This window comes from Faecalicatena contorta (genome assembly GCF_022835095.1).
In the GTDB taxonomy this organism is placed as follows: Bacteria; Bacillota; Clostridia; order Lachnospirales; family Lachnospiraceae; genus Faecalicatena; species Faecalicatena contorta.
The window spans coordinates 402,535-414,555 of sequence record NZ_BQNQ01000001.1; the positions used below are offsets into that span (position 1 = coordinate 402,535).

General features: G+C 45.9%; 12 protein-coding genes and 1 riboswitch. Of the genes, 11 read left to right on the forward strand and 1 reads right to left on the reverse strand.

The window, feature by feature from the left end; translation table 11 throughout:
• The first annotated feature begins 440 nt into the window (after positions 1-440).
• The 5 genes from MWG26_RS01785 (at position 441) to MWG26_RS01805 (ending at position 5,951) form a co-directional block, all read left to right on the forward strand.
• Positions 441-1,868: a CapA family protein gene (locus MWG26_RS01785; RefSeq protein WP_025654424.1), complete on the forward strand. Its 1,428-nt coding sequence runs from the start codon at positions 441-443 to the stop codon at positions 1,866-1,868.
• Between the two features lie 90 nt (positions 1,869-1,958).
• Positions 1,959-2,528 carry a GNAT family N-acetyltransferase gene (locus MWG26_RS01790; protein WP_025654425.1) on the forward strand — a complete coding sequence of 190 codons (570 nt, stop codon included), beginning with the start codon at positions 1,959-1,961 and terminating at the stop codon, positions 2,526-2,528.
• A gap of 139 nt (positions 2,529-2,667) precedes the next feature.
• Positions 2,668-2,765, forward strand: a riboswitch (SAM riboswitch).
• 142 nt (positions 2,766-2,907) lie between these two features.
• Entirely contained in the window at positions 2,908-4,095 is a 1,188-nt protein-coding gene (metK, locus tag MWG26_RS01795; RefSeq protein ID WP_025654426.1) for a methionine adenosyltransferase, read from the forward strand.
• A gap of 115 nt (positions 4,096-4,210) precedes the next feature.
• Positions 4,211-5,266, forward strand: coding sequence for a sensor histidine kinase (locus MWG26_RS01800; protein WP_025654427.1), 1,056 nt, complete (start codon positions 4,211-4,213; stop codon positions 5,264-5,266).
• A complete protein-coding gene (locus MWG26_RS01805; protein WP_025654428.1) occupies positions 5,259-5,951 on the forward strand; it encodes a response regulator transcription factor in 693 nt (230 codons plus the stop codon). Before MWG26_RS01800 ends, MWG26_RS01805 begins: the two co-directional genes overlap by 8 nt.
• Positions 5,952-6,104: 153 nt before the next feature.
• Here the strand turns inward: MWG26_RS01805 and MWG26_RS01810 are convergent, their stop codons facing one another.
• Positions 6,105-6,338: a hypothetical protein gene (locus MWG26_RS01810; RefSeq protein WP_025654429.1), complete on the reverse strand. Its 234-nt coding sequence runs from the start codon at positions 6,336-6,338 to the stop codon at positions 6,105-6,107.
• A gap of 162 nt (positions 6,339-6,500) precedes the next feature.
• On the opposite strand from MWG26_RS01810, the gene MWG26_RS01815 reads away from it, so the two are divergent.
• From MWG26_RS01815 to MWG26_RS01840, 6 genes are all read left to right on the forward strand, one after another.
• Positions 6,501-6,713 (forward strand): hypothetical protein, encoded by a 213-nt coding sequence (locus MWG26_RS01815; protein WP_244062687.1) that lies wholly within the window; start codon positions 6,501-6,503, stop codon positions 6,711-6,713.
• A 780-nt stretch (positions 6,714-7,493) separates the two neighbouring features.
• Positions 7,494-8,873 (forward strand): TrkH family potassium uptake protein, encoded by a 1,380-nt coding sequence (locus MWG26_RS01820; protein ID WP_025654432.1) that lies wholly within the window; start codon positions 7,494-7,496, stop codon positions 8,871-8,873.
• Positions 8,874-8,914: 41 nt separating this feature from the next.
• A complete protein-coding gene (locus MWG26_RS01825) occupies positions 8,915-9,571 on the forward strand; it encodes a potassium channel family protein (protein ID WP_025654433.1) in 657 nt (218 codons plus the stop codon).
• A 35-nt stretch (positions 9,572-9,606) separates the two neighbouring features.
• A complete protein-coding gene (locus tag MWG26_RS01830) occupies positions 9,607-10,383 on the forward strand; it encodes a TrmH family RNA methyltransferase (RefSeq protein ID WP_025654434.1) in 777 nt (258 codons plus the stop codon).
• A gap of 233 nt (positions 10,384-10,616) precedes the next feature.
• Positions 10,617-11,282, forward strand: a complete 666-nt coding sequence (locus MWG26_RS01835) for a SatD family protein (protein WP_244062688.1) — start codon at positions 10,617-10,619, stop codon at positions 11,280-11,282.
• A 120-nt stretch (positions 11,283-11,402) separates the two neighbouring features.
• Positions 11,403-11,735 carry a hypothetical protein gene (locus MWG26_RS01840; RefSeq protein WP_025654436.1) on the forward strand — a complete coding sequence of 111 codons (333 nt, stop codon included), beginning with the start codon at positions 11,403-11,405 and terminating at the stop codon, positions 11,733-11,735.
• Positions 11,736-12,021 lie beyond the last annotated feature (286 nt).

The window sequence follows — 12,021 nt, forward strand, 5'->3', positions numbered from 1 at the left end:
CGCTCGGGAATAGGGATATAAGATTTACTAATATGAAAATACGGGAAAATGCAGGCAACGCCGGCATGCCACGTGAAATCCTGATGGATTTCACGCGTCAGGCCGGCGCAAAACTATGATTCGGAATCATAGTTTTGACCTGCATTTTTCCGTATTTTCATATAAGTAAATCTAATGTCCCTATTTACGCACGCGGGAAGCACACCCTTCCATACAGCCGGGGCTGGGCTTATCAAGGCGGGACGTTTTGCACCCGGAAGGCTTTTGGGCGGGGGCGGCGGAGTTAGGGGTTGACTTTTTACCAGGAGTGTGGGATTGTTTTCTTAAGGATATATGGCAGTTTGTTTTGAAAGAGTGAAGCTACTGGAGGAAGAGGGATTCTGCGGGGCGGTTGGGCGCTAATGAGCAGAACTGGAATTTACAGAAAGAGGATTTGAGTTATGGGCAGTGACAGGTATGATGCGGAATTGCGCAGACAGAGGCTGGAGAAACGGAAGAGGGAGGTGCGGCGCAGGGCGGCGGTTTTTGGCGGGTGTGTTGTTGTTGTGATTGTTCTGGCGGTGAGTCTGGGGATAAGGGGACATCGGCGGCGTTTGGCGGCCCAAGAGCTTGAGAGGGGCGTGAATGCGGTTCAGGCTTGTTTTGTTAAGACTTTTGGTGATATGGAGGAGACGGTTTCTGTTTCGGCGGAGAAGCAGGGGGACAGCAGGAAGTCTTTTGGAGCCTGGGTTATGGATACTTATTCCGGGAAACGGGAAGCGATTTTGAAGCGTGTACGGAAAGGGCAGATTTCTGGGGAAGGAATTTATGAGGCTTTGGGGGAGACAATACATGTGCTTCGTGACAGGTATGAAGGGAAACTCGATGATGCGCAAACCGCCAAAGAACAGGGGATTTTTCTGCAGGATGGGAAGACGGATCAGGCGGAGGTAGTGATTGCCGGGGATTTGTGTTTTGCTGAGGATGGATTTGTTTTGGATCATTATGATACGGTGAATGACTTGTCACAGTGTATTTCGCCTGAGATCTTGCAGATGTCCAATGACGCGGATATTTTTTATCTGAACCACGAGTATTGTATCAGTGACAGAGGCGAGCCGCTGGAAGGGAAGCTTTATACATTCCGTGCGAAGCCGGAACGGATGGGACTTCTGAAGGAAATGGGAACGGATCTGGTCTCACTGGCCAATAATCACATTTATGATTATGGAAGGGATGCCATGATGGATACGGTGGATCTTCTGGATCAGGCGGAGATTCCTTATGTGGGCGGCGGCAGAAACAGTGAGGAGGCAAGAAGACCGGTATATTTTGTTGTAAACGGCATGAAAATCGGCTTTGTGGCGGCTACCAATGCGGAGATCGTATTTTATACCCCTAAGGCAGAGACGGACTCCCCGGGGGTGCTGGAGGCCTATGATCCTGCAGAATATAAGCAGGTGATTTCGGATGCCGCAGGGCAGTGTGATTATCTGATTGCTTATATACACTGGGGGCCGGAAGATACCAATACATATGAAGAAAATCAGCACAATATGGGAGCGGAATTCCTGCAGGCGGGTGCCGACATTGTGGTTGGCGGGCATCCTCATGTGCTTCAGGGAATTGAATACATAGACGGCAGACCGGTAGTTTACAGTATGGGAGATTTCTGGTTTAATGATGAGACAAAGTACACGGGGCTTCTGAAACTGGAGCTTACACCAGAAGGGCTGAAGCAAATGTCCTTTGTGCCATGTCTGCAGACTGGATTTACGACACAGTATATCAGTGATCAGCAGGAGCAGACGGCATTTTATAATTTTCTGGAAGGGCTATCACCAAACGCGGGAATTGATGAAAACGGTGTGGTTACAGAGAAGAAATAAGGATGTGGAACGGGCTGCACGCAGTGCAGAGAATGAAAAAATCTGCAGAAGGCGGTGTCTGCTGCAGATCTTGAAGGATGAGGCAGAAGGATGGAGAAACAGAAAATCATTGTGCGTATGGCGGATACCAGGGATGCACAGGAAATGCTGGACATTTATGAACCGTATGTGAAAGAAACGGCCATTACATTTGAATATGAGCCGCCCACGCTGGAGGAATTCTGCGGGAGGATTAAGAGGACGCTGGAGAAGTATCCCTGGCTTGCGGCTGTGGATGGTGGACGAATTGCAGGATACAGCTATGTATCACCATTTAAGGACAGGGCAGCATATGACTGGGCAGTTGAGACTACTATTTATATCCGGCCGGAATATAAAGGACAGGGGATTGGAAGGCTGTTATACGGAAAGCTGGAGGCCATTTTGAAAGAGCAGCATATTTTGAATCTGAATGCATGCATTGTCTTCCCACATCCGGAAAGCATCGCATTTCATGAGAAGATGGGATATAAAATAAATGCGCATTTCCATAAATGTGGTTATAAATTTGATACATGGCACGATATGATCTGGATGGAAAAAATGCTGGGTGAGCATCCAACGCAGCCGATGTCCATATTACCTGTGGGAGAAGTGCATACAGATAGAATTTTGATTTGAGAACAAAGCGGGCAAGCCTACATCAACTCCCAAGCCCCTCACTCATAAAAAAACTATAAATAGTGGAAAATATATTGACATTTCGCGCAATACGGTGTAAGGTTTGAAGTATAGTAAACAATTTAATAAAGCAAGCTTTCTCTTATTCAGAGCGGTGGAGATACAAAGGATCTGTGAAGCCGCGGCAACCCCAAAAAAGGAAGGTGCCAACCTGAGCGAGTAATCGAACAATAAGAGGATTGATTTATATGATATAAACAGTCCGCTTCTTGTGGGCTGTTTTCTTTATATTCAATTTAAAGAAAACGACTCCGGAGAGAAAGTGCTGATTCGGATTGCTAAAAAGAGCAGTCCTGACAATTTAAGGAGGAGAAAGAGTATGGAAAAATTATTATTCACATCAGAATCAGTAACAGAAGGACATCCGGATAAGATGTGCGATCAGATCTCAGACGCAGTTCTGGACGCGCTGCTGGAACAGGATCCAATGAGCCGTGTGGCATGTGAGACCTGTACAACAACAGGACTTGTTCTGGTTATGGGAGAGATCACCACAAAAGCATATGTGGATATTCAGAAAATCGTGCGTGAGACGGTGAGAGAGATCGGCTATACGAAGGATAAACTTGGTTTTGACGCGGATACCTGCGGCGTGCTCACGGCAATTGACGAACAGTCTGTAGATATTGCACTTGGAGTGGATAAAGCGCTGGAAGCAAAAGAGAATAAGATGTCAGACGATGAGATCGAAGCAATCGGCGCAGGCGACCAGGGAATGATGTTCGGATATGCGTCAGATGAGACAGAAGAATATATGCCTTATCCAATCGCGATGGCACATAAACTGGCATTACAGCTCACTAAGATCAGAAAAGACGGAGTTCTTACCTACCTGCGTCCGGATGGAAAGACACAGGTAACAGTGGAATACGATGAAAACAATAACCCGAAGAGACTGGAGGCAGTCGTTCTTTCCACGCAGCATGACCCGGATGTGACACAGGAGCAGATTCATGAAGATATTAAAAAGTATGTATTTGACGAGATTATACCGGCAGACATGGTAGACGAGAATACCAAGTTCTTCATCAATCCAACAGGACGCTTTGTCATTGGCGGGCCTCACGGTGACAGCGGTGTTACAGGGCGTAAGATCATCGTGGATACATACGGCGGAATGGCACGCCACGGCGGCGGTGCATTTTCCGGAAAGGACTGCACGAAAGTAGACCGCTCCGCAGCATATGCAGCCCGCTATGCGGCAAAGAATATTGTAGCAGCCGGCCTTGCAAAGAGATGTGAGATTCAGTTGTCCTACGCAATCGGAGTGGCACAGCCAACATCCATTATGGTTGATACATTCGGTACAGGCGTAGTAAGCGAAGATAAGCTGGTAGAGATTATCCGGGAGAACTTCGATCTGCGTCCGGCGGGCATCATCAAGATGCTGGATCTGCGCAGGCCAATCTACAAACAGACCGCAGCATACGGTCATTTTGGACGTAATGATTTAAATTTACCATGGGAAAAGTTAGATAAAGTTGACGCATTGAAAAAATATCTGTAATATAACAGTATTAGGTGCGTAAAATAAAAGATAAAGCAGGCGCCTTCGGGAGCCTGCTTTTTTCAGAAAATTCAGAAAACGGAGGGCAAAGGGGTCAGACCCCTTTGAGGAAATGATGAAGCTTAAAACAAAACTGGTTATTGCATTTATGACATTGATGATTCTGTCAACGCTTTTTACTACGGTTGCAGTGCATACGTTTGCGCCCAGGGAGATTGGGGAGTATCAGCAGCTTTATCTGCTGGTTGTCTTTATGACGGCTGCGCTGTTGATTTACTGGATTTACAGGACGGTGTCTGTTCCGTTGGCGAAGCTGCAGCGGGCGGCGAGGAATATTAAAGAGGGGAATCTTGATTTTGAGATTAAAAGTGAAACGGATGATGAGATCGGGCAGTTGTGCCGGGATTTTGAGGAGATGCGTCTGCGCCTGAAAGCGAATGCGGAGGATAAGATTGCATATGATAGAGAGAATAAGGAACTGATCAGTAATATCTCGCATGACCTGAAGACCCCTATTACGGCGATTAAGGGCTATGTCGAGGGGATCATGGATGGTGTGGCGGATACGCCGGAAAAGATGGACAGATACATCAAAACAATATACAATAAGGCTAATGAGATGGATCTTCTTATTAATGAGCTGACGCTGTACTCGAAAATTGATACAAACCGTATACCCTATAATTTTACAACGATATCGGCCAAGCAGTATTTTGGCGACTGTGCGGATGATCTGTCTCTTGAACTGGAGGCAAAGGGTGTGGGATTCACATACTGTAATTATGTGGAGACGGATTCGAAAGTGATTGTGGATCCGGAACAGCTCAGGCGTGTTATCAATAATATTGTTACCAATTCCCTGAAATATATGGATAAACCAAAAGGGAAGATTACTATGAGTTTAAAGGATGTGGGTGATTTTATCCAGGTGGAACTTGGGGATAATGGAAAGGGAATCGCCGCGAAAGATCTGCCGTATATATTCGACCGGTTTTACCGGACGGATGCTTCACGCAATTCTTCTAAGGGAGGAAGCGGTATCGGGCTTTCTATCGTACAGAAGATCGTGGAAGAGCATGGCGGAAAGATTTGGGCGACCAGCGAGGATGGGGTTGGAACAACAATGTATTTTGTAATCAGAAAATATCAGGAGGTACCGTTGGATGAGTAAGAAAATTTTGATTATCGAGGACGAGGAAAGCATCGCTGACCTTGAGAAGGACTACCTGGAACTCAGCGACTTCGAGGTGGCCGTTGCAAATGATGGAGAGATCGGGCGCAGAAAGGCTCTGGAAGAGGACTATGACCTGATTATCCTGGATCTGATGCTGCCGGGCGTGGATGGATTTGAGATCTGCCGCCAGGTGCGCGACCAGAAGAACACGCCGATCATTATGGTGTCGGCAAAAAAGGACGACATTGACAAAATCAGAGGACTGGGGCTGGGCGCAGACGATTATATGACAAAACCTTTCAGCCCGAGTGAGCTTGTGGCGCGTGTAAAGGCACATTTGGCTCGTTATGAGAGATTGATCGGGAGCAATGTGGAAGAGAATGAAATCATCGAAATCAGAGGGCTTAAGATCGATACAACGGCAAGGCGGGTATGGGTAAATGGGGAGGAGAGATCCTTTACCACGAAGGAATTCGATCTTTTGACTTTCCTCGCAGGACATCCAAACCATGTATACACAAAGGAAGAACTTTTTCAGGAGATCTGGGATATGGAGTCCATCGGGGATATTGCTACCGTTACGGTGCATATCAAGAAAATCCGTGAGAAGATCGAATATGATACCTCTCATCCCCAGTACATTGAGACTATCTGGGGAGTGGGGTACCGCTTTAAAGTTTAACAGGATAAGTGATTCATTTCTCAACTCTATAGGTGGAGAGATGAATCACGAAAAACAAAATAACTGCTGGTTGTAAAATTCAGCAGGATTGCTGTATCGGTTACTGATTTGCCCTCCAGCAAAAGTGTTTTTGCATATTCGATTTTCTGCGTGTTAATAAAATGCCTGGGGCGATGCCAAGCTGGAACCAATAAAGCTCTCCCTGGTTGTCACTGGAACCTGGTTGGTGCCGTGAAATTCGTCCGGGCGGGAGAGGAATACTTCCCTGCCAGAAAATGGATAATTCTCCCCCAGGGCAGAAAAAGTTCCCTGTGCCGGTATGGAAAACTCGAATGCAGGGTCATGACAATGCCAGGTAAGAGAAGGAATCGCAGGAAAAGAATCCATAACAACCCTTCTGGAACGTGTTTGGAAATTACTTGTTGTAAGATGTTGTCCCAATTCGCAGCATATTGCGATAATGGAGTTTCAGACACGCTCTAGAGTATCATATATTAAAGTTTACGCTGCACACAATTGATAGCGGTACAAATTTAAAAATTATATAATATGCTAAATGGGAAGTCAACCGTACTAAATATAATAATCAAGGAGGAAATCAAAACGTTTGAGCCGGATTACCGTAATATTATAGATTGTCCATGGAATAAGGAGGCAAAGCGGCTCCCACTCTGCGAGCATAACGTGGCATTTGAAAAAATAGGAGAGATTACAGGAAAGGATATGCTCTCTTTGCTTCAGGGAGATGGCAGAGACCTGTAAGAATTTTTCCGTATTTTTTGTAATTTCTTCAAAGACCATGGATACGATGCCGTTACCTTTGAACGATGTATCGGGGAAATCATGCCCGGAAGCTGCACTCTCGGGGACAGCCGAGTGATCCCTGTAATTCAGGATAATGATGATTTCAGGAAATATCCATGGGCAGAGTAGTTGCAAAGAGTAAAAACCAAGGGAGGTTTGCTTTTGGAACCTGGAACTCTATTCCGGATTATGTACCGGCGGATAGCTATCTCAATATGATAGAGATTGTGCGGGAATATAGAGGGGCTAAATCGCGGGCTTTGACCGCGGTATCACAAAGATCTTTCCGAATTGGTATGCAGATAAAGATGCTAAATTCGCGAACCTGCGTGTAAGAGGGGCATTTGTATTTTCAGATGAATATGACGGAGCTGTACAGGAAGTAAAGAATGCCGTAATGATAAGCGGAAAATATGGAACAATGACCTGAGTAACAGCTTGGGCCGAAGACGTACTGTACGAGACTTTGTAGAAACGCAGATAGTTAGGTTCTGAGCGGGTTCCAAATAACTGTATAATACAAAAGAAATACTGAATAACCTCATAAGGGACAGTTCCGAACGATTTCGGGACTGTCCTTTTTCGGAAGCTTGTGTTAGAATGATAACCAAAGCGGCTGCTTATAATAGTCCCTATAATCATAAATGATACGGATCTTTTATGGTCTTTTAAGTCACTGCCGGGAACACTCCAAAAGACATACCGGTTTATCCGGAATAAAATTCAAGGTGTTAGGAAATGAAGAATAAAAGTTTAAGAAAAATGAGCCTGAATACCATGCAGAAAATTGCAGTGGGGTTTCTGGGCGTTATTTTGCTGGGAGCCGTGCTTTTATGGCTTCCTGTCAGCAATCAGGAACCGATTGCTTTTGCAGATGCATTGTTTACCGCTGTTTCGGCTGTCTGTGTGACCGGGCTTGTTACAATTACGCCTGCGGTACAGTTTACCGTGATCGGAAAGGGAATTCTGCTGGTGCTGATACAGATCGGCGGCCTGGGCGTGATCGCATGTATGGTTGCTTTCTTCCTGATTATAAAAAAGAAGATAACAATGAAGGAGCGTGTGGTCATCCAGCAGACTTATAGTCTGGATACGCTGACCGGAATGGTGCAGTTCGTGATCCGTATTCTGCGCGGAACATTTGTGGTGGAAGGAATCGGAGCGCTTCTCTATTCGATTCGGTTTATTCCCGAATACGGACTGGTGGAGGGGATATGCTATTCGGTCTTCCATGCGGTGTCGGCATTCTGCAATGCAGGGATCGATATACTGGGAAGCAGCAGTTATATGGGATATGTAAAATCCCCGATTGTCAGTTTTACCACCATATTTCTCATTGTGATCGGCGGCCTGGGATTTCCGGTATGGCACGACATTTACACAAATACGAAGCGTGTAATTACCCAAAGACAGCCTGCAAGGCGTCTGTTCATGCGCCTGAAGCTGCAGACGAAGATCGTGCTGACTATGACGGCAGTGCTCTTAATTACCGGATTTTTGGGATTTTTTGTTCTTGAATATAAGAACCCGGAGACTATGGGCGGACTGAGTTTCTGGCAGAAGCTGATGGCATCCGGTTTTCAGTCTGTTACGACCAGGACGGCAGGATTTGCAAGCGTGTCACAGGCCGGGCTGACATCGGGTTCCAAGCTTCTCGCATGTATCCTGATGTTTGTAGGAGGCTCTCCGGCTGGAACTGCCGGAGGTGTGAAGACAACGACTGTGGCCATGCTGCTGCTTACCGGCGTTGGGGTGCTGAAAGGAAAGCGGGATACGGAATGCTTTGGCAGAAAAATCGAACCGTCCGTTGTACGGTCGGGGATTGCGATTATTCTGCTGACATTTTTGTTTTGGCTGTCAGGGGTGACACTGATAACGGTGCTGGAGCCGGGGATAGATTTTCTGCGGATCATGTACGAAGTGACATCAGCGATGGCGACGGTCGGGCTGACGGCGGATCTGACGCCGGAGCTGAGCCGTATAAGCCAGGCGGTGCTGATGGTTCTGATGTATGTGGGACGTATCGGTCCGATTACTCTGGCGCTCGTATTTGCAGGGCGCGCCAATTCGGCTTCCCAGCTGAGGGACCTGCCGGAAAAACGGATTATGCTCGGTTAGAGCGTGTCTGAAAAATAAAGGATTAGTCAGGAGAAGATAAAATGAAGAAGCAGTATGCAGTATTTGGCCTGGGAAGTTTTGGGCGCAGTGTGGCGCTTACACTGGAAAGCCTGGGCAGCGACGTGATTGTGGTAGATAAATCTTATGAGAAGGTGCAGGAGATATCGGATTCCGTATCCTATGCCATGCGAGCCGATGTGGCGGACCCGGATGCTCTTCTGTCACTGGGCGGACGGAATCTGGACGGAGCGGTGGTTGCGGTATCGGAGAGTCTGGAGGCCAGTATTATGGCCACTATTGCATGTAAGGAGATGGGGATACCCTATGTACTTGCCAAGGCGAGGGATGAACTTCAGGGGATGATCCTGGAGAAAATCGGTGCGGACGCCATTGTGTATCCTGAGCGTGACATGGGCAGCAGGGTAGCCAAGAGCCTGGTATCCACCGCATTCTCGGATTGGATCGAACTGTCTTCAGAATACAGCATGGCTGAAACAGTGATTCCGGAACGCTGGGTAGGAAAGAGTCTTGCAGAACTGAAGGTACGTGAGCGCTATGGAATTAATGTGGTCGGGGTTATGCAGCGTGAGGAAGTGGATGTCACCTTTGATCCTCACAAGCCTCTGCCGGCGGAATGTATCATTATTGTAATTGGTGCAAATTCTGTGCTGGCGAAGTTTCAGGAGAAGACGTTTTAATTATATATAGTTATAGAAAGTAATGGTGTATCAGTATGATTACAAGCACAAGCAATCAAAAAGTAAAGGAGCTGCTGCAGCTTCAGAAGAAAAGCAGAGCCAGGAATCAGGAGGGTGTATTTGTAGCAGAGGGGTCCCGTATGGTAGGCGAGACACCCGAAAAGAGCCTGGTCAGGCTGTATGTATCAGAGACTTATTATAGGAAACATGAGCAAGAACTAAAGAAATACGGCGCGCAGCCGGAAGTGCTTACGGATTCGGTGTTCGCGCATGTCTCAGACACCAAGAGCCCACAGGGGATATTGGCAGTTGTACGGCAGATGTCGTATACGATGGAGGAGATTGCAGGGCAGAAGAATCCGCACATCCTGGTACTGGATAACCTGCAGGATCCGGGGAATCTGGGAACCATATTCCGTACAGCCGAGGCCGCGGGAGTGACGGGGATTCTGCTGAGCCGTGACTGCGTGGATATTTATAATCCGAAAACCATCCGGTCTACGATGGGGGCTGTATATCGGATGCCCTTTTTGTACATGGATGATATGATGGAGGGGATTGCTTATCTGAAAAATAAAAATATCCGGGTCTATGCAGCGCACCTGGAGGGGAAAAATTCATATGATAAGGAAGATTATTGCTGCGGAACTGCATTTCTGATTGGAAATGAGGGGAACGGCCTGCGCCCGGAGGTGGCAGAAAAAGCGGACGTCTGGGTGAGAATTCCCATGGAAGGGCAGGCGGAATCGCTCAATGCCGCCGTGGCTGCTGCGTTGCTGATGTTCGAGGTGGGCAGGCAGCGCCGGGGCTAGTACAGCAGAGTGTGCAGAAGCGCCTTACTTTTAGAGGGATATACTATTTTTATACAGGCAGGGAATTATAGTAATTGGTGCATTCACTTATAATTATTTCTGATATTATGCATTGTATAGGCTATAATCTACAATTATAGCCTATATGATACATAATTGTTGATTATTCATCTGGAAGGCTATATAATGAAAAGGAATGGAGGCGCAGTATTATGTTCTTTTTCTTCAATTATATGCCATATATAGCGATTATAGGTGATATTAAGGATTCAAAAAAGTTAAATGACAGAAAAAAGATTCAGGAAAAGTTACAAAGAGTTTTGAATGAAGTGAATAAGAAATATGTTGAAGACATTTCATCAAAATTCATGATAACTTTAGGCGATGAATTCCAGGGGCTTCTGTGTAACGGAGGCAATATCCTGCAGATCATTACAGAGATAGAAAGCAAGATGTACCCGGTGAAAATTCGTTATGGAATTGGTGTAGGAGAAATCATTACTGATATCAACGCTGATATGGCAATAGGTGCAGACGGTCCCGGGTATCATAAGGCGCGGGAAGCGGTAGAGTATTTGAAGCAAAACGAAAAGCGGAAACAGATTGACTCTGCCGACATACGTCTTGGTATTGAAGGTGATAATGAGTCATTTGCAATTATGATAAATACAATTTTTACTTTGCTGACAGTTATTAAAGGTTCCTGGAGTAACAGACAGAGAGAGGTAATTGCAGATATGCTTGAACATCAGGACGGTCAGGTGAATGTGGCGCGGCGTATGGGGATTCAACAGTCTACGGTACAGCGTATACTTGCAAAAGGGAGGTATTACGCATATAAGGAAGCTCTGGATACTGTAGGAAAAGTGTTGGGGGAAATAACACAGAATGATATTTAGAGAATTTTTCATATTATCAGCCTGCTTATCATTGCATACTGTTTTACCGTATATGGATGCAGATTAAATTTAGTACGCTGTATTGCATACTTTGCTGAGACAGCAGGGATATCTGGGGCCGTGTTAGCCACATGGATTACGGCAGCGCTTATGATACACAAGCCTGCCAATATTGCCATATCCAAAATGCTATCGGTTTACAGGCCAAAAGATAAGGATTCGGGGAGAAAAGAGAATTATAACGCAGGAAGGTTCATTGGAACTATAGAGCGTTTTATTATGTTGGTTTTCATATCTTTAGGACAATACGCGGCGATTGGACTGGTTTTAACCGCTAAGTCAATTGCAAGATATGATAAGATTGCGAAAGTACCGGAATTTGCGGAGTATTACTTATTGGGAACGTTGTTAAGTACCATGGCTGTTGTTATAACGTCTTTTATCATTTCGTGAAAGCCAGTGTGGAAGGCAATGTTTTTCGGCCCTAATAAATAAGCAGTATAGAATCCAGACAGAGATCTTTAAGATAGGATTTCTGTCTGGATTTCTTACGTAAGAAGGACGCAGAGACGCCAAAATATAATTATTTTAGAATTAAAGCGGTGAGTTGGAAAAAACTATTGACTCTTACGCTGCGTGATAGTGTACTATGAAATAAAAGAAATATAGCGGACAGTCACAGCCGGCAGACGAACACACTATATATTCTTATAAACACCATGTACTGACGTTTATGCAG

Bases quoted from the DNA above. Each gene is read 5' to 3' on its own strand.
- MWG26_RS01785 (WP_025654424.1), top strand. From the start codon at position 441: ATGGGCAGTGACAGGTATGATGCGGAATTGCGCAGACAGAGGCTGGAG.
- MWG26_RS01790 (WP_025654425.1), top strand. From the start codon at position 1,959: ATGGAGAAACAGAAAATCATTGTGCGTATGGCGGATACCAGGGATGCA.
- metK (WP_025654426.1), top strand. From the start codon at position 2,908: ATGGAAAAATTATTATTCACATCAGAATCAGTAACAGAAGGACATCCG.
- MWG26_RS01800 (WP_025654427.1), top strand. From the start codon at position 4,211: ATGAAGCTTAAAACAAAACTGGTTATTGCATTTATGACATTGATGATT.
- MWG26_RS01805 (WP_025654428.1), top strand. From the start codon at position 5,259: ATGAGTAAGAAAATTTTGATTATCGAGGACGAGGAAAGCATCGCTGAC.
- MWG26_RS01810 (WP_025654429.1), bottom strand. From the start codon at position 6,338: ATGGATTCTTTTCCTGCGATTCCTTCTCTTACCTGGCATTGTCATGAC.
- MWG26_RS01815 (WP_244062687.1), top strand. From the start codon at position 6,501: ATGCTAAATGGGAAGTCAACCGTACTAAATATAATAATCAAGGAGGAA.
- MWG26_RS01820 (WP_025654432.1), top strand. From the start codon at position 7,494: ATGAAGAATAAAAGTTTAAGAAAAATGAGCCTGAATACCATGCAGAAA.
- MWG26_RS01825 (WP_025654433.1), top strand. From the start codon at position 8,915: ATGAAGAAGCAGTATGCAGTATTTGGCCTGGGAAGTTTTGGGCGCAGT.
- MWG26_RS01830 (WP_025654434.1), top strand. From the start codon at position 9,607: ATGATTACAAGCACAAGCAATCAAAAAGTAAAGGAGCTGCTGCAGCTT.
- MWG26_RS01835 (WP_244062688.1), top strand. From the start codon at position 10,617: ATGCCATATATAGCGATTATAGGTGATATTAAGGATTCAAAAAAGTTA.